Raw genomic sequence first — 16,075 nt, forward strand, 5'->3', positions numbered from 1 at the left:
CTCAGGCTCCCAGCGTGCGCGCCGCGTCGTGGATGGCGGCGCGGATGCGGTCGTAGGTCGCGCAGCGGCAGATGTTGCCGTTCATCGCGAGGTCGATGTCGCGGTCGGTCGGCTTCTTGTTCTGCCTGAGCAGCGCCACCGCGCTCATCACCTGGCCCGACTGGCAGTAGCCGCACTGCGGCACGTCGCGCGCCACCCATGCCGCCTGCACCGCCTTGGCCTCGCGGCCCGTGAGGCCCTCGATGGTCGTGATGGCTCGCTTGCCGACCGCGGCGATCGGGATCGAACAGGAGCGCAGTGGCTGGCCTTCCATGTAGACGGTGCAGGCCCCGCACTGCGCGATGCCGCAGCCGAACTTGGTGCCCGTGAGCTTGAGTTGATCGCGCAGCGCCCACAGCAAAGGCGTGTCTTCGTCAGCGTCGACGCGTCGCTCCCTGCCGTTCACTTTGATGAGGTAAATCATGGCTTCCCCTCGGGGTGGCTGGATGGACTCTCGGAGTGCGCAGGCAATTTAGCGCGAACTACTTCACGAAGATAGAGGACGCGGCTGGCATTCCTTTCCTGCCGCCAGTCGGCAGTAAGTCCTTCTGCTACGCTCGCGCAACAATATTTAACAATCGGCGGAGAAGGTTCTTCGGTATGAATTCAGCGTATGTGATCCTGGGCATACCGGGCAACGCCACGGCGGCCGACATCGAGGATGCCTTTCAGCGGGCGCGCACGACCTACACGCCAGAACGGATGGCCGAGGATTCGCGCGTCGCGCAGCAGTTGACCGATGTGATGGACGCGTACAAGGTGCTGCGCGATCCCGAAGCCCGCGCCGCGCACGACAGAAAGCTCGCGAGCCAAGTCCGGGTGCAACAGGTGCAGCGGAGCAGGATCGACCCGCAACCTGTCATGGAGCGCGAGTCGAGCATGCCCAAGGTGCTGATGTTCATCGGCGCGTTGGTGGCTGCGTTGTTTGCGGGCGGTTTCTACGTTCAGCACCAGCGCCAGGCCGCCCAGGCCGAGCTTGCGGCCAAGGCACTGGAAACGGCGCGCCAGCAGGCGATTGCCGAAGCCGAGAATCAAAAGACGCTGGCATTGGAAGTCCGCGAAAGCGCCCGCCGAGAAGCCGCGGAGCAAGCGCGGGACCGCGCGTTCCGCCGCGAAAGCGACGCGGCGATCGCGCGTGCGCAGAGCAACCAGGCGCGCCAGAATGCACTCGATGCCCAGCAACAGTCCGCGGCGCTGCGGGAAGAGCAACGCAAGGAATACGAGCGTCGAGCGGATGAGCAGCGCCGCGCCAATGAAGGGCAGCGGCGGGTGGCTGCGGATCGGCAGCGGATTCGCGAGCTTTGCTATATCAACTATCGGCGCTATGACTGCTAGCTTAGCTAGGACTCCTCGTCCTCGAGCGAAGAGAACAGCACCGGAAAGATGTCCTTCGTCGATACCGAACCGTCGAGATCCTTCTCGGCCAGCATGAGCTGCTGCGACTCGGGCAGGCCGGCGGGAATCACCATCTTGCCGCCGGGTTTCAACTGGTAGATGAGCGCCGGCGGAATCAGCTCCGGCGCCGCCGTCACGATCACCTTGTCGAAGGGCGCGTATTCGGGCCAGCCATGGCAGCCGTTGCCGATCTTGATGTCGACGTTGAGATGGCCCTGCCGCGCCAGCCGGTGCATCGCCCGCGTGGCCAGCTCTTCGATCAGCTCGATGCTGAAGACCCGCAGCGCGAGCTCCGCCAGGATCGCCGACTGGTAGCCCAGCCCGGTGCCGATTTCCAGCACCGTGTCGGTCGGCTGCACGTCGAGCAGATCGGTCATCACGGCGACGATGAAAGGCTGTGAGATCGTCTTGCCGTAGCCGATGGGCAAGGGCGTGTCGACGTAGGCAAACGGCCGCAGCTCGAGCGGCACGAACTCATGGCGCGGCACCTTGGCCATGGCATCCATGACCCGCGGATCGAGCGCAGCTTTGCCCAGGTACGAGGTCGAGAAAATCGTCTTCGCGGCGATTTCCGCGAGCATGTGCTGCTGCAGGGCCGTGAAGTCCGGGTCGCTCATGGTGGCTGCTCGAAGGCGGGGACTGAGACGCCAACCATCCTACGCTTTCCGGATGAAAGCAGGAGCCGAATCAGCCGCTGACAAACCGCTGCAACAGCGCAAAAACGGCGCTACATTCCCCGCACGTGGTGTTCAATTTCGGGACTTCGGCTCGTCATGGCATCGACTGCGACTTCACCGCGCTCTGCTTCAGCGCACAACGACCTCCTGGAGGTGATGCCCCTGGATGTGCGGGTCGGCTTGGAGCCGCTTCTCGAACTGGTTACGCTCAACTTGGGCGATGTTCTTTACGAGTCGGGGGTAGTTCAGGAGCACGTGTACTTCCCGACCGACTGCATCGTTTCGCTGCTGTATGTGCTCGAGAACGGGCAATCCGCCGAGATCGCGGTCGTCGGGTTCGAGGGCATGGTCGGCGTCTCGCTCCTGATGGGCGGAGGCAGCACGCCGAACCGCGCGGTGGTGCAAAGCGCAGGGCATGCGTTTCGGCTGGGCGCCAGCCATATCAAACAACTGGTCGAGCAGGGAGGGCCGTTGCTCCATCTCCTGCTGCGCTATACCCAGGCGCTCATCACGCAGATGTCGCAGACGGCCGTATGCAATCGACACCATTCGCTCGAGCAACAGCTGTGTCGCTGGCTCCTGCTGAGCCTCGACAGGCTGCCGGGCAGCGACCTGGTGATGACGCAGGAGCTGATCGCCAACATGCTCGGCGTGCGGCGCGAAGGCGTGACGGAGGCGGCCGGCAAGCTGCAGCGCCTGAACCTGATCCAGTATGCCCGGGGTCACATCACGGTGCTGGACCGTCCAGGTCTCGAACGGCACGTGTGCGAATGCTACGAAGTGGTGAAGCGCGAGACCGATCGTTTGCTGCCCCATGAAACAGCGACCTGATCCGGCGACATCGGTTTCACCGTGCGGTAGCGTACAGACGATCGCCTTCGTTTGACTAGCATTGCAAGTGGGGGCATTGCGCAGCCCCGCAACGGACCTTGTGATGCAACTTAACCTGCTCGATCTGCCCTGGTGGGGTCTTGTGCTGGTCACGCTGGGCTCGACCCACGTCACCATCGCCGCGGTCACCATTTTTCTGCATCGGCATCAGGCGCATCGCGCGCTGGAACTGCATCCCGTCGCCAGCCACTTATTCCGTTTCTGGTTGTGGCTCACCACCGGAATGGTGACCAGGGAATGGACGGCGATCCACCGCAAGCACCACGCCAACTGCGAAAGCTCCGAAGACCCCCACAGCCCGCAGATCCATGGCATCAGGAAAGTGCTGTTCGAAGGCACCGAGCTCTATCGCATGGAAGCCAGAAACGCCGCAACGCTCAAAAAATACGGCCACGGCACCCCTGACGACTGGATCGAGCGCAAGCTGTACGCGAGGCACACCCGACTCGGCATCGGCCTCGTGCTGGGCATCGACATCGTCCTGTTCGGCCCGATCGGACTCAGCATGTGGGCGGTTCAGATGCTGTGGATTCCGTTCTTCGCCGCGGGCGTCATCAACGGCGTCGGCCACTATTGGGGCTACCGCAATTTCGCGCCGAACGACAGCTCCAGCAATGTCGTGCCGTGGGGCATCCTGATCGGCGGCGAAGAGCTGCACAACAACCATCACGCCTATGTCACCTCTGCCAGGCTGTCCAGCAAGTGGTGGGAATTCGACATCGGCTGGATGTACATCCGCATCCTGGAAATGATTCACCTGGCGAAGGTGCGCAAGGTTGCGCCCAGGATTCGCTACAACACATCCAAGACCCGTTGCGACGTGGGGACCCTGCAGGCTGTCATCACTCACCGCTACGACGTGCTGGCCAAGTTCGCCAGGTCCGTGCGCCCGACTGCCGTGGCGGAGATCCTCAGCCTGCGGGCCGGCGCGATCCCGGGCTCGAGGGACTCCAAGGCGCTGGACCCGGTCAACTACCTGCTGCAAAGGGATGCGAGGGAATTGCCGGAGAAGGAGCGCGCAGTCCTGCAACAGGCTCTGCACTCCAGCACGGTGCTGAGCACCATTTACTCGATGCGGCAGGATCTCACTGCCGTATGGAGCCGATCCGCAGCCTCGAAGGAGCAGCTGGTGAAACAGCTGGAAGACTGGTGCCGGCGCGCCGAGGAAAGCGGGATTGGTGCGCTGCGCGAGTTTTCTCGAGCGCTGCGCCGCTACGACTCACTGATAGGAGACATGCCATGACATTGGGAACAATTCTGTTGATCATCGTGGTCCTGCTGCTCATCGGCGCGATTCCAAGCTGGCCCCACAGTCGGGGATGGGGCTACGGTCCCAGCGGTGGCATCGGGCTGGTGCTGGTGATCCTGGTGGTTCTGCTGTTGGCCGGCAAGATATAGCGAGCTGCCTCGAACGGGGCAAAAAAAACGTGCCTCATGGCACGTCTGTGAAAGCGGGAGCGCTCAGTAGCGGGGGCCGTTGTAGGGGTAGTAGCCACGGTTGTTGTAGTTGCGCTGGTCCGCGTTCCGCCCCACTTCGTTGCCGATCAGGCCGCCGATGGCGGCCCCTCCCACTGTAGAAGCCGCGTTGCCGCCGATCGCGTTGCCAAGCACCGCTCCGCCGACGGCGCCACCGGCGATACCGAGCTGCTGGTTGGGACCGGTCGCGCATCCGGCCAAAGTCAGGAGCGAACCGATGGCCGCTGCCGTCATCCAGGATGTTGTTTTCATGATGTCCACCTTTCAGTGAGTTATGCAGGAGCTGGTTGGAGCAAGGCACACACGGCCGGCCGCTCAGCCGCCGCGGCGACTCCGATGCCTGTCGGCGGCGCGATGGCCTGGTTGTCGATGTCTGTGCGCAGGGTCTGGTCGAGCACCGGCATCCTGCCGCTGCTCAGCCGTGCTTCGGCCACCCACACAACCGCAGCGTGCAAGACTTCTGGCAAGGTGCGTCCACGCAGGTAGACACGAACCATGGCGTCGGCAGTGAATTCGGAGGGGGTCATCCGGTCACTGTGACCGGATGCGCGTACTCCGTCTGTACGGCGTCGCGCATAGGTGGTGTGTGTGCACGCTGCCGCAAACTCGCGATGACAGGCCCCAGCAGTCGGCGCGATCGCGTCGGCGTGAACAGATGCATCTCGTAGCGCGGAAGGGCCTCACGCAGACGCAGCGGCACAACCTGGCCCTTCGCTGCACTCTCCAGCAGCGCCGGGTGAGGGAGCACGCCCAGCAAGTCGCTGTCGGCCATCAGATGCAGAAGGCTGGCGTAGTCGGGGCACGACGCCACCACACGTGGCGCCCGCATCCGGCGGACGGCAAATGCCTCATGCAGCACGTCTACGGGCCCGCTCACGCTGGGCCCGACGATCGCCCATGACGCCCCCTGCAGTTCCTCCAGTGATTGCGCCTTGGCCAAGGGGTGCGCGCGGCAGGCGTAGGCCAGCGGCGTGAGCTGGTACAGCGGCTGACAGGCCAGGCCGGCGGCAGGGTACCCACGAGGCAGCGGTGAAATCACGAGGTCAAGTTCGCCGCCCTGCAACTTCGCAAGCATGTGGCCTTCGTCGGCGCTCGACATGTCGAGGCGACGGCGAGGGTGGCCATGACACCAACCGAAGTGCAAGGCCGGGCCGCAGACCAGCGCGGCGGATGGCGTCACCCCAACGCGCAGCGTGTCGCGATGGGCCGGAGTGGCACTCGCCATTCCAAGTGCTTCGATCCGCGCTGCGAGATCCGTGCTCTTCAACGCCGCTTGCAACGCTGACTCGGTGGGCAGCAGCCTGCGCCCGGACGCAACGAAAAGCGGTGTGTCGAACTGTCGCTGCAGCTGCCTCATGCCGTAACTGATCGCCGGCTGCGACACACCACCGGCCCGCGCCGCAGCAGCGAAGCTGCCATGTTCGATCACCAGCCTGAGGTACTGCAGGTAGCGCAAATTCATAAACGACTCTTATGGATTGACGGCCATTCTGACTTGTCGGCGAGCGCCGTGTCTGGAACGATTCAGCCGTTAACCGACAAGGAGCCCACACATGAGTCAAAGCCAACTGGATACGGTGCGCAGCTACCTGCAATACCTGCACGCAAGCGATACGGCGGGGTTGATTTCCACTTTCGAGAACAACGGCGTCGTGCATTCCCCGTTTCTCGGCACCATGAAGGCGCGCGACTTCTTCCCCAGGTTGGCGCAGGCATCGCGCCAGAGTGTGATCACGCTGATCGATCTGTTCGCGTCCGTACAGCCTGTAGACGCCACGGTACGCGTGGCGGCCTACTTCCGCTATGACTGGACGCTGAGCGACGGAAGGCTGGTCGACTTCACCTGCGTGGACGTGTTCGGCTTCCGCCCGGACAGCGACCGCATCGATAGCATGCACATCGTCTACGACACGCATCCGCTGCGCGAGGGCGTGGGTGACAAGTACGCGCCAAACCCTGTGTTGAACGGCTGAGCGGGGCGGCGGACAGCAAGGTCAGCATGAGCGCCCCGCACTAGTCCCACTTTGGAAGGTTCTGCAAAGCGTCGTTGGGCTGGTCGACGATGTCGACGCCGGTGATGCCGTTGCCGCCCGGCAGCGCCTTGACGTCGCAAACGATCTCCCAGGCATGGTCTTCGGTGCGCCGCGCGATGCAGACCTCCTCGCCGGCGGCAAGCAGATCGACGCATTCGCCGACCTTGACGCGCCGTGCCGCGCCGAGCGCCAGTTCTGTCGAACCGAATTCCTTGTCCACAACCGGGTGAAGCGCGACGAGATCGATCTTCCCGCCCCCGTAGTGAACAGCGGTGATTGCGTGCTGGGCCATGGTGACCTCCGTTTGTGGAGAGCCCAGTATGGCTGCGGCGGCTGCTCTTGTCAGTCTGCCTACCGCGGCCGTGGGTACGGGCCCGGTCTTGTCCCCTCTCCCTCCGGGAGAGGGCCAGGGTGAGGGCAGGGGCCCCTTCAACGCAGGCGCACCACCTGGTCCGAATCACCCTTCCTGACCTCGACGAAGTCGTCCAGCGCCTTCACCATCGCGGGGAAGTTGGGGTGGCCGTATTCCTTGGTGTCGAAGGTCGGGTCGAGCCGCTTGATCATGTGCCAGATCGAGCCTTTGTTGACCCACGGGTCGCCCTTGGTTTCGGCAAGGAGTTTGATGGCGCGTTTGAGGACATCGGCGGCAGGATTCACAGGCGGTGCCTCGATCGGCGCCGCTTCATCGGGTTGATCTTCAGGTAACGCAGGCTCTTCGGCCAGGTTCTCGTAGTAGCGGAACTCGTGGCAGCTCTTGGCCCAGTGGCGATTGGTCGACTTGCGCGTGCCCAAGCCGATGAGCGTCCGGCCCGCGGCCTTGATCTTCTGCGCGACCGGCATGAAATCGCTGTCGCCGCCGACGATGATGATCGTGCCGAGGTGCGAGAAGCGGGCGATGTCTTCCGTGGCGTCCAGGCACAGCTTGATGTCTGCGCCGTTCTTGGCGGATGCGCCCGGCGGGAAGAGCTGGATCAACTCGACCGCACTCTGTAGCAGCGCATCACGATAGCGGCCGTAGTACTGCCAGTTGCAGTACGCGCGGTTGATCGCGATGGGGCCGAACGACGATGCCAGTTCGACGATGGCCTGGACATCGATCAGCGGCTCCTGCACCTTGAAGCGAGCGTCCGGTTTGCTGTAGCTGCCCTCGCCGAACTTCGCTTCGCAGAGGCTCGCGTGCAGATTCTCGAAGTCCCAATAGAGGGCGACCGAGCTGTTTTCTTCATTGTCGTTTCATCGGCAACTCCTGGAGGTTGGTTCGTCCGCGTCGTGTGTACGAGGCGGATGCTACTTCGGGCGTTGGACTACAACAGCCAGTCGGCGCCAAGCACGTCGGCGATTGCGTTCAAGCCTTCGACGGCTCCGATGGCCAGCCCCACGTCGTGCGAGCTCCGCACTTCGGGCTCGCGGGGGTTGATGCGAATCAGCCGACCGCCGAACTGCTGGACGACGCGCTGGCTGAAGTAGCGCACCGAAGGGATCGCCGTGCCCGCGCCGATCTCGATCACCACCGGCCGGCTCACCGACGAGAGCCACCGTTCGAGGCGCTCAGCCTGCGCCTGCTCGCGCGCTTCGATCCACCCGTAGTCGCCGAACATCAGCACGTTCGGCCGCGCAAGGCCGCCGCAACGAGGACACACGGGCGGCGCATTGCGCAGCCGACATGCGTATTCGTCCACGTCCGGCGTGAAGCCGTCCGCGCTCCAGATGTCATCGCTGCACGGAGCCAGGCACTGCAGGTGGTGGATGGACCCATGGCATTCGTGGATCAGCGCCGCATCGAAGCCCGCCTTCTGGAACTGCCCGTCGACATTGCTGGTGAAGACGGCGTAGCCGTGAGCCATCTTCTCGCCCCAATGCTTGAGCAGCGCGAAGCCGGCGTGCGGCGTGGTGCGGCGGTACAGGTTCAGGCGATGGCCGTAGAAGCCCCAGGCCAGCGTCGACTGGGCCTCGAACGCGGAGGGTGAGGCAATGCGGTGGAAGTCGATCTGTGCGCGGGCGAGCGCAGGGTAGGCGTTCCAGAAACCGGCCGTGCCGCGGAAGTCGGGAAGGCCGGAGTCGACGCCCATGCCGGCGCCTGCTGCGATGACGAGGGCGCCGGCTCGATCGAGCAAGGCGGCGGCGCGGTCGGCTGGCGTTTCGCTGGGGAAGGGCTGGGTCATCGGTGTTATGACGCGAATGTCCGCGGTCAGCACACGATAGCGGGTCTGCGCGTGAAATGGTCACGAGGCCTATCAACCCTGAGCTTCCACAATCCCACGGGGAGACCAACAGATGAGCGTTGACGCTCGCGGTCGATCGGAGCGGGGACATGAAGAGACTTCTGCTGCTGGCGGCGTTGCTGTCAGCCTTCTGCTGGCCTGCGATTGCTCAGACGCCGGCCATCTTGCTCGAGGCCTGCAATGCGATGGAGCCGGCAAGCAAACGCCTGGAATGTTTGCGCGCGGCGAACGGGGTGCGCTCGGACTCGGGCGGGTCGTACGGCGGTGTGTCCAACAAGTCGCAACCGGCATATGCGGTGCCGCCTCCCGCAGCCCCCAGTCGCTATGCGCCCGCGACCAGTGCGACGACGCGCTCAAGCGAAGGACCGACCTGCTACGTCGGTCCGCGCGGGGGTACTTACACGATCACGGCGAGTGGGCGGAAGAACTACGGTGGGTGCTGAATACCAGCAGAGCATCAGCAGTTGCACTTAGCTGCCACCCTAAGTCGCCTGCACAATGCTGGGCACTTCTGCACTCGCCTACACCGCCATGCCTTTGCCTACCGACTCAGCCGGCACCCCTGTCGCCGACTGCCCGTGGGTCGGCGAGCGGTACGAGGACGGGCACCGAACCCTCGTGCTGGGCGAGTCCTGGTACGGCAGCTTCCCGGAGACCATCGCCACCGACGACGGCTATATACGCGCGTGGCTGGCCGGGGCGCTACCGAAGGGCATCCGGGAAGTCCTCTATCCCCGGCTATCGGGTGCGGTCGGCCCGTCGCGTGCCGAGTTTTGGCATGGCGTCGCCTTTACGAATTTCGTCATCGCGAGTGTTGGACCGACCCGCTCGAACCGGCCGACCGAGGCGATATACGAAGTCGCGAAAGTTCGGCTGGCGCGCGTGCTGGCCGACCTTCGCCCGGCGCGCGTATGGGTGATCGGCAAGGAGCAGTCCACGCACTCGGGCCCTGTCATCGACGAAGCTGGAATTGTCTGGGCATGGGTGCGCTTCCCGCTGTCGGCGCCCGCCATGACGCACCAGGAGTTGGGCGCGAGCTGGGTGATGACGACGCCAGGGATGCGATGCACCTTCTTTCTGTTGGGGAGGCTTATCCACGCCTATGCCCGACTCGATCACTTCATCGGCCTCCAACTTAATTGGCTCGGCGAGTACAGAGGCCAGCCGGTGGCGAAGCTCCTCCGAAAGAACGTTGCCTTTGCTCGACGGCTCAAGTGCCTGCGACAACTTGCGATACAGACTTGGGGGCACAGCGATCCCAAGGTGGTCGACGAGTTCAAGGCGTGGTTCAAAGAGGTTGAGCGCGTTCAGGGACAAAGGAACAAGTACGCGCATGGACGATGGGGCTACATGCGCATCAACACCGACGAGATCGAGTTCGTGGAGCTGTCTTGGGAGAGCGATCCCGCCAAGATGAAACCTGCGGTCAAGGTCGCCTTGGAGGACTTCAGGCGTCTTGTCGGCGAGGTAGAGCGCCTCACGCATGGCTTTGTGAGCCTGCAGAAAAAGTTCGAATCACGCGTTCGATACAAGAAGGAATGGGAGGACGCCAATCCTGTGGGGTTCAAGGCCTGGGCGGCGTACCAAGCGATGCTTTCCAACTGATCTACGAGCCAGGGTTTGTACAAGCCCCGCCGCTCGAAATCCTCTTAGGTCGGCCGCCCACGGAAAAGGCCTCGTTGCTATCGAGCTGATAGCAACGAGGCCTTATCTGTATTGGTGCCGGAGAGATGAATCGAACACCCGACCTTCTCATTACGAATGAGCTGCTCTACCGACTGAGCTACACCGGCTAAGCCCGCGATTATAGCGGTTCGTGATACCCGGTCAGGCGCTCGACCTCGTTCTTTGACCCCAACACAACAGCCACGCGCTCGTGCAGCTTGGTGGGCTCCAGGTCGAGGATGCGCTTCTTGCCGTTGGTGGCGGCGCCGCCGGCCTGTTCGACCAGCCAGCTCATCGGGTTGGCCTCGTACATGAGGCGCAGCTTGCCGGCCTTCTCGGGCTCGCGCTTGTCCCAGGGGTACATGAAGACGCCGCCGCGCATCAGGATGCGGTGCACGTCGGCCACCATGCTGGCAATCCAGCGCATGTTGAAGTCCTTGCCGCGCGGGCCTTCCTTGCCGGCGAGGCATTCGTCGATGTAGCGCTTCACCGGGGCGTCCCAGTGGCGCATGTTGCTCATGTTGACGGCAAATTCCTTGGTGTCGGCCGGGATCTGGATGTCCTCCTGCGTGAGCATGAAGGAGCCCTGTTCGCGATCGAGCGTGAATATCGCGACGCCGTTGCCCACGGTCAGCACCAGCGTGGTCTGCGGGCCGTAGATGCAGTAGCCGGCGGCCACCTGCCTGCTGCCGGCCTGCAGGAAGTCAGCCTCCTGCACGCCGGGGGTGTCGTCGGGCTTCTTTAGCACGCTGAAGATGGTGCCGATGCTCACGTTGACGTCGATATTGCTCGAGCCGTCGAGGGGGTCGAACAACAGCAGGTACTCGCCCTGGGGATAGCGGTTGGGCACCACGTGGATGCTGTCCATCTCCTCGCTGGCCATGGCGGCGAGGTGGCCGCCCCATTCGTTGGCCTCGATCAGCACCTCGTTGGCGATGATGTCCAGCTTCTTCTGGATCTCGCCCTGCACGTTCTCGCTCTCGGCCGTGCCGAGCACGCCGCCGAGCGCGCCTTTGTTGACGGCCTGGCTGATGGTCTTGCAGGCGCGCGCCACCACTTCGAGCAAGAGGCGCAGCTGGCCGGGGATCAGGCCATCGGCGCGCTGTTGTTCGACCAGGTAGCGGGTGAGGGAGATCTTGTGTTGATGAGCCATGGTTCCGGTGTTTTCTTCTTGACTAGCTGGCTAGCTCGCGAGGGCACGGGTCACGACCTCATGCGTGTCCTTGCTGAGATCGGGCTTGGCGGCCACGCGCACGATGGCCTCGCGCGCCGCGCTGCGGTACGGCTCGGCCAGCTTGCTCCAGCGGTCGAGCGCGCGCGCGAGGCGGGCCGCGACCTGCGGGTTGATGGCGTCGAGCTCGATCACGCGATCGCTCCAGAACACGTAGCCGGCTGCATCGGGGCGGTGCAGCGCGCCGGGGTTGCCGCTGCAGTAGCTGAAGATCACGCTGCGCGCGCGGTTCGGGTTCTTGAGCGAGAAGTCGGGGTGCTTCATGAGCTGCTTGACCAGCGGCAGGATGTCGCCGCCGCGGTCGGGCGCGCCGGCCTGCAGCGAGAACCACTTGTCGATGACCAGCGCCTCGTCCTTGAAGATCGCGTGGAAGCGCGCCAGCGCCGGCGCCGCCAGCGCATGGCCCGAGGAGACCAGGGCGTTGAGGGCGTTGAAGCGGTCGGTCATGTTGCCCGCGTCCTTGAAGCGCTGCAGCGTCTTGCCGGGCCAGACGGTGTCGCCGGAGGCGCGTGTGGCGAGGCACAGGTAGGTGAGGGCGAGGCCCGCCAGCGCGCGGCGGCCCGAGGACACGGGGTCCGGCTGGTAGCCGCCGGTGTCGCGGTTCTGCTCGTAGGCCTGTTCCCAGTCGGCGAAGAGGCCGGCGGCGAGCTGCGTGCGCATGGCTTCGCGCACGGCATGCACGCGCTGCGGATCGACCACTTCCAGCTGCTCGGCGATGTAGGTTTCCGAGGGCAGGGTGAGCACCAGTTCCTTGAAGGCGGCGTCGAGCTTGGGGTCGCGCAGCACGCGGCGCATGGCTTCGAGATACGCCTCGTTCAGCGGCGCTTCGCTGGCACTGACGGCGGGCGTGCCGATCGCGTGGATCGCGGCGCGCAGCGCCAGGCGCTGGCCGGCTTCCCAGCGGTTGAAGGGGTCCGGGTCGTTGGCCAGCAGCGTGAGCAACTGGGCATCGCTGTACTCGTGGTCGAGGATCACCGGCGCGCTGAAGCCGCGCAGGATCGAGGGCACCGGTTCGGCGTCGATGTTGATGAAGGTGAACTGCTCGCCCGGGTGCGTGAGCACCAGGGTGCGCGTGCCCTGCGTGGCGTTCTCTTCGCCCGCCAGCTGCAGCGGCAGCTCGCGGCCGTCGGCGCCGAGGAGGCCGAGGTTCACCGGGATCACGAAGGGGTCCTTGACCGGCTGGCCCGGCGTCGGCGCGCAGCTCTGCAAGAAGCTCAGTGTGTAGCTGCGCGTCGCGGCGTCGTACACGCCGTGGGCCGCGAGGCGCGGCGTGCCGGCCTGGCTGTACCAGCGCTTGAACTGCGGCAAGAGGCGCGCGAGGTCGGAGTCGGGGTTGGCGTCGGCAATGGCCTGCGCGAAGTCGTCGCAGGTCACGGCCTGGCCGTCGTGGCGCTCGAAGTACAGCGTGATGCCGCGCTCGAAGCCCTTGCGGCCGACCAGCGTCTGCATCATGCGCACCACCTCGGCACCCTTCTCGTAGATGGTGACGGTGTAGAAGTTGCTGATCTCGATGTAGCTGTCGGGCCGCACCGGGTGCGCCATCGGACCCGCGTCCTCGGGGAACTGGGCGGTGCGCAGCACGCGCACGTCCTCGATGCGCTTGACGGCGCGTGCCGAGGCGTCGGCGCACAGGTCCTGGCTGAACTCCTGGTCGCGGAACACCGTGAGGCCTTCCTTCAGCGAGAGCTGGAACCAGTCGCGGCAGGTCACGCGGTCGCCGCTCCAGTTGTGGAAGTACTCGTGGCCGACCACGCTCTCGATGTTGCTGTAGTCGGCGTCGGTGGCGGTGGCCTGGTTGGCCAGAACGTACTTCGTGTTGAAGATGTTCAGGCCCTTGTTCTCCATTGCGCCCATGTTGAAGTCGCTGGTGGCGACGATCATGAAGCGGTCGAGGTCCAGCGGCAGGCCGAAGCGGGCTTCGTCCCACGTCACCGAGTTGATGAGCGAGTTCATCGCGTGCTCGGTCTTGTCGAGGTCGCCGGCGCGCACGTAGACCTGCAGCAGGTGTTCCTTGCCGTTGCGTGCCTTGATGCGCTGCTCGCGCGCCACCAGCTTGCCGGCCACCAGCGCGAACAGATAGCAGGGCTTGCGGAAGGGGTCGACCCACTTCGCGAAGTGGCGGCCTTCGGGCAGCTCGCCCTGTTCGACCAGGTTGCCGTTCGACAGCAGCACCGGGTAGGCGGCCTTGGCGGCGCGGATCGTCACCGTGTAGCTCGCCATCACGTCGGGGCGGTCGAGGAAGTAGGTGATGCGGCGGAAGCCTTCGGCCTCGCACTGCGTGAAGAAGGTGTCCTCGCTCACGAACAGGCCCATGAGCTTGGTGTTCTTCGCGGGCGCGCAGGTGGTGAAGAGCTCGAGCTCGAAGGCATCGGGCAGGTTGTCGATGACGAGCTGCTCGGCCTCCATGCGGAAGGACGCGCCCTGGCCGTCGACCAGCACGCGCGCCAGGTTGAGCTCGTCGCCGTCCAGGCGCAGCGGCTCGGCCGGCACGTCGGGATTGCGGCGCAGGCGCATGCGGTTGAGCACGCGCGTCTTGGCCGGGTCGAGGTCGAAGGTCAGGTCGACGGTGTCGATCCAGTAGGCGGGGGCGCGGTAGTCCTCGCGGCGGATCGCGACGGGTTCGCCTTGGGCATCACGCAAGTGCATCGAGCGTCTCCAGAAAGTTTGATTTTGCGAGTTCGTTGTAGTCGCGCACGGCCGCAATCACATGCGGCCCTGCGAGTTCGGAGGCAGAGTGGGTGCTGCAGACCGCCACCGCGCGCATGCCGCCGCGACGCGCGGCCTCGATGCCGAAGGGCGCGTCCTCGAACACGACGCAGCGCGCCGGCGGCACGCCGATGCGGCGCGCGGCTTCGAGAAAGATCGCGGGTTGCGGCTTGCCGGGCAGGCCCTCGTCGCCGCCCACGATGGCGAGCGGCGCCGGGTCCAGCTTGAGCTGCGACATGGTGAAGGCGATGTTGTGCTTGTCGCCCGCCGTGCCGACCGCGATCTTGAAGCCGCGTGCTACCGCAGCCTTGGCAAAGTCGCTGAAGCCAGTCACTTCGCGAAATGCCGCCCCGAAGAGCTCGCGGTAGATCGACTCCTTGGCGTGCGTGATCTCGATGCTCTCGGCTTCGGTCACTTCGCGGCCCATGAGCTCGCAGGCGCATTCGAAGGCCGTGCGGCCGGTGGTGCGGCGCATGAAGTCCGGGATGTCGATCGCCAGGCCCTTGCGGCGGCCGTACTCGACCCATGCCTTGGCGTGCCAGGGCATGGAGTCGACCATGGTGCCGTCCATGTCGAAGATCAGGGCTTCCGCCTTGTGCGAAGCGCCCTGCATCAGACGCCTTGCTTCAACGAGGCTTCGATGAAGGGATCCAGGTCGCCGTCCAGCACCTTCTGCGTGTTGCTGATCTCGACGTTGGTGCGCAGGTCCTTGATGCGGCTGTTGTCCAGCACATAGCTGCGGATCTGGTGGCCCCAGCCGACGTCGGTCTTGCTGTCTTCCAGCTTCTGCTGCTCTTCCTGGCGCTTGCGCATCTCGTGGTCGTACAGGCGCGAGCGCAGGCGCTTCCAGGCCACGTCGCGGTTGCTGTGCTGGCTGCGGCCGTCCTGGCACTGCACCACGATGCCGGTCGGGATGTGCGTGAGCCGCACGGCCGAGTCGGTCTTGTTGATGTGCTGGCCGCCGGCGCCGCTGGCGCGGAAGGTGTCGGTGCGCACGTCCGCCGGGTTGATCTCGATCTCGATCGAGTCGTCGATCTCGGGGTAGACGAAGATGCTGGCAAAGCTGGTGTGGCGCCCGCCCGAGGAATCGAAGGGCGACTTGCGCACCAGGCGGTGCACGCCGGTCTCGGTGCGCAGCAAGCCGAAGGCGTAGTCGCCCTCGACCTTGATGGTGGCGCCCTTGATGCCGGCCGTGTCGCCGGGAGTCTCGTCCTCGATCTGGGTCTTGAAGCCCTTGCGCTCGGCGTACTTCAGGTACTGGCGCAGCAGCATGCTGGCCCAGTCGCAGGCCTCGGTGCCGCCGGCGCCGGCCTGGATGTCGACGAAGGCGTTCAGCGGGTCGGCCGGGTTGTTGAACATCCGGCGGAACTCGAGCTGCTTGATGTCGGCTTCGAGCTTGGCTGCGTCATCGGCGATGGACTGCAGGCCGTCCATGTCGCCTTCTTCCTTCGACATTTCGAAGAGCTCGGTGTTGTCCGAGAGGCCGCTGGTGAGCCGGTCGAGCGTGACGACCACGTCGTCGAGCGACTTCTTCTCGCGGCCCAGCTCCTGGGCCTTCTTCGGGTCGTTCCAGACGTTGGGATCTTCGAGCGATGCGTTGACCGTCCTCAGACGTTCGGCTTTGGCATCGTAGTCAAAGATACCTCCGTAGATCGACCGTCCGGGCGCTCAGGTCCGCGAGGGTTGCGCCGATTTGGTTGATTTGCTCTGCATCCATGGGGTGTCCTGACGGTGTTCGGG

General features: G+C 64.8%; 18 protein-coding genes, 1 tRNA gene and 1 pseudogene. 6 read left to right on the plus strand and 14 right to left on the minus strand.

Going from position 1 to position 16,075, the window contains the following annotated elements; genetic code table 11:
• Position 1 precedes the first annotated feature (1 nt).
• Positions 2–463: a (2Fe-2S)-binding protein gene (locus ACSQ9A_RS08565; RefSeq protein ID WP_436303343.1), complete on the minus strand. Its 462-nt coding sequence runs from the start codon at positions 461–463 to the stop codon at positions 2–4.
• A gap of 176 nt (positions 464–639) precedes the next feature.
• On the opposite strand from ACSQ9A_RS08565, the gene ACSQ9A_RS08570 reads away from it, so the two are divergent.
• Positions 640–1,374 (plus strand): DnaJ domain-containing protein, encoded by a 735-nt coding sequence (locus tag ACSQ9A_RS08570; protein WP_436303344.1) that lies wholly within the window; start codon positions 640–642, stop codon positions 1,372–1,374.
• 5 nt (positions 1,375–1,379) lie between these two features.
• Here ACSQ9A_RS08570 and ACSQ9A_RS08575 read toward each other — a convergent pair whose 3' ends face one another.
• Positions 1,380–2,051: a protein-L-isoaspartate(D-aspartate) O-methyltransferase gene (locus ACSQ9A_RS08575; protein ID WP_436303345.1), complete on the minus strand. Its 672-nt coding sequence runs from the start codon at positions 2,049–2,051 to the stop codon at positions 1,380–1,382.
• Positions 2,052–2,267: 216 nt separating this feature from the next.
• Between ACSQ9A_RS08575 and ACSQ9A_RS08580 the strand changes: the two genes are divergently transcribed.
• The 3 genes from ACSQ9A_RS08580 to ACSQ9A_RS08590 all read left to right on the plus strand — a co-directional run bounded on the left by ACSQ9A_RS08580 (position 2,268) and on the right by ACSQ9A_RS08590 (position 4,400).
• A complete protein-coding gene (locus ACSQ9A_RS08580; RefSeq protein WP_436290774.1) occupies positions 2,268–2,942 on the plus strand; it encodes a Crp/Fnr family transcriptional regulator in 675 nt (224 codons plus the stop codon).
• 103 nt (positions 2,943–3,045) lie between these two features.
• Positions 3,046–4,245 (plus strand): DesA family fatty acid desaturase, encoded by a 1,200-nt coding sequence (locus tag ACSQ9A_RS08585; protein ID WP_436303346.1) that lies wholly within the window; start codon positions 3,046–3,048, stop codon positions 4,243–4,245.
• Positions 4,242–4,400 carry a DUF3309 family protein gene (locus tag ACSQ9A_RS08590; protein ID WP_093102076.1) on the plus strand — a complete coding sequence of 53 codons (159 nt, stop codon included), beginning with the start codon at positions 4,242–4,244 and terminating at the stop codon, positions 4,398–4,400. Before ACSQ9A_RS08585 ends, ACSQ9A_RS08590 begins: the two co-directional genes overlap by 4 nt.
• A 63-nt stretch (positions 4,401–4,463) precedes the next feature.
• Here the strand turns inward: ACSQ9A_RS08590 and ACSQ9A_RS08595 are convergent, their stop codons facing one another.
• Genes ACSQ9A_RS08595 through ACSQ9A_RS08605 form a run of 3 tightly spaced genes read right to left on the minus strand, consistent with a single transcriptional unit; the run spans position 4,464 to position 5,940 of the window.
• Positions 4,464–4,730: a glycine zipper domain-containing protein gene (locus tag ACSQ9A_RS08595; protein ID WP_436303347.1), complete on the minus strand. Its 267-nt coding sequence runs from the start codon at positions 4,728–4,730 to the stop codon at positions 4,464–4,466.
• A 20-nt stretch (positions 4,731–4,750) separates the two neighbouring features.
• Positions 4,751–5,005 carry a hypothetical protein gene (locus ACSQ9A_RS08600; protein ID WP_436303348.1) on the minus strand — a complete coding sequence of 85 codons (255 nt, stop codon included), beginning with the start codon at positions 5,003–5,005 and terminating at the stop codon, positions 4,751–4,753.
• The gene (locus ACSQ9A_RS08605) at positions 5,002–5,940 is read right to left on the minus strand and encodes a LysR family transcriptional regulator (RefSeq protein ID WP_436303349.1); all 939 of its coding nucleotides are present in this window, start codon (positions 5,938–5,940) and stop codon (positions 5,002–5,004) included. Before ACSQ9A_RS08605 ends, ACSQ9A_RS08600 begins: the two co-directional genes overlap by 4 nt.
• 91 nt (positions 5,941–6,031) lie before the next feature.
• On the opposite strand from ACSQ9A_RS08605, the gene ACSQ9A_RS08610 reads away from it, so the two are divergent.
• A complete protein-coding gene (locus ACSQ9A_RS08610) occupies positions 6,032–6,451 on the plus strand; it encodes a nuclear transport factor 2 family protein (RefSeq protein ID WP_093102081.1) in 420 nt (139 codons plus the stop codon).
• A 40-nt stretch (positions 6,452–6,491) separates the two neighbouring features.
• Here ACSQ9A_RS08610 and ACSQ9A_RS08615 read toward each other — a convergent pair whose 3' ends face one another.
• The 4 genes and pseudogenes from ACSQ9A_RS08615 to ACSQ9A_RS08630 all read right to left on the minus strand — a co-directional run bounded on the left by ACSQ9A_RS08615 (position 6,492) and on the right by ACSQ9A_RS08630 (position 8,673).
• Positions 6,492–6,803, minus strand: coding sequence for a hypothetical protein (locus ACSQ9A_RS08615; RefSeq protein ID WP_093102082.1), 312 nt, complete (start codon positions 6,801–6,803; stop codon positions 6,492–6,494).
• Between the two features lie 137 nt (positions 6,804–6,940).
• Positions 6,941–7,168, minus strand: coding sequence for an OST-HTH/LOTUS domain-containing protein (locus ACSQ9A_RS08620; protein ID WP_436306276.1), 228 nt, complete (start codon positions 7,166–7,168; stop codon positions 6,941–6,943).
• Positions 7,169–7,252: 84 nt separating this feature from the next.
• Positions 7,253–7,708, minus strand: a pseudogene (locus ACSQ9A_RS08625) (NYN domain-containing protein); the annotation flags it as partial.
• Positions 7,709–7,815: 107 nt separating this feature from the next.
• Positions 7,816–8,673, minus strand: coding sequence for an SIR2 family NAD-dependent protein deacylase (locus ACSQ9A_RS08630; RefSeq protein ID WP_436303350.1), 858 nt, complete (start codon positions 8,671–8,673; stop codon positions 7,816–7,818).
• Positions 8,674–9,231: 558 nt separating this feature from the next.
• On the opposite strand from ACSQ9A_RS08630, the gene ACSQ9A_RS08635 reads away from it, so the two are divergent.
• Positions 9,232–10,338 (plus strand): hypothetical protein, encoded by a 1,107-nt coding sequence (locus tag ACSQ9A_RS08635; protein WP_436303352.1) that lies wholly within the window; start codon positions 9,232–9,234, stop codon positions 10,336–10,338.
• 112 nt (positions 10,339–10,450) lie between these two features.
• Here the strand turns inward: ACSQ9A_RS08635 and ACSQ9A_RS08640 are convergent.
• From ACSQ9A_RS08640 to prfB, 5 genes are all read right to left on the minus strand, one after another.
• Positions 10,451–10,526, minus strand: a tRNA-Thr gene (locus ACSQ9A_RS08640).
• An 11-nt stretch (positions 10,527–10,537) separates the two neighbouring features.
• A complete protein-coding gene (locus ACSQ9A_RS08645) occupies positions 10,538–11,551 on the minus strand; it encodes a class 1 fructose-bisphosphatase (RefSeq protein WP_436303353.1) in 1,014 nt (337 codons plus the stop codon).
• A 30-nt stretch (positions 11,552–11,581) separates the two neighbouring features.
• On the minus strand, positions 11,582–14,275 hold the full coding sequence (pepN, locus tag ACSQ9A_RS08650; protein WP_436303354.1) for an aminopeptidase N: 2,694 nt from the start codon (positions 14,273–14,275) through the stop codon (positions 11,582–11,584).
• Positions 14,262–14,948 carry an HAD family hydrolase gene (locus ACSQ9A_RS08655; protein ID WP_436303355.1) on the minus strand — a complete coding sequence of 229 codons (687 nt, stop codon included), beginning with the start codon at positions 14,946–14,948 and terminating at the stop codon, positions 14,262–14,264. The genes pepN and ACSQ9A_RS08655 overlap by 14 nt, the downstream gene beginning before the upstream one ends.
• A protein-coding gene (prfB, locus tag ACSQ9A_RS08660; protein WP_139191607.1) for a peptide chain release factor 2 occupies positions 14,948–16,052 on the minus strand; the annotation gives its coding sequence in 2 pieces (ribosomal slippage) (positions 14,948–15,970 and positions 15,972–16,052; 1,104 coding nt in all). Before prfB ends, ACSQ9A_RS08655 begins: the two co-directional genes overlap by 1 nt.
• Positions 16,053–16,075: the final 23 nt, after the last annotated feature.

The sequence above is a fragment of the Variovorax sp. LjRoot290 genome (genome assembly GCF_964253985.1).
Classification (GTDB): Bacteria; Pseudomonadota; Gammaproteobacteria; order Burkholderiales; family Burkholderiaceae_C; genus Variovorax.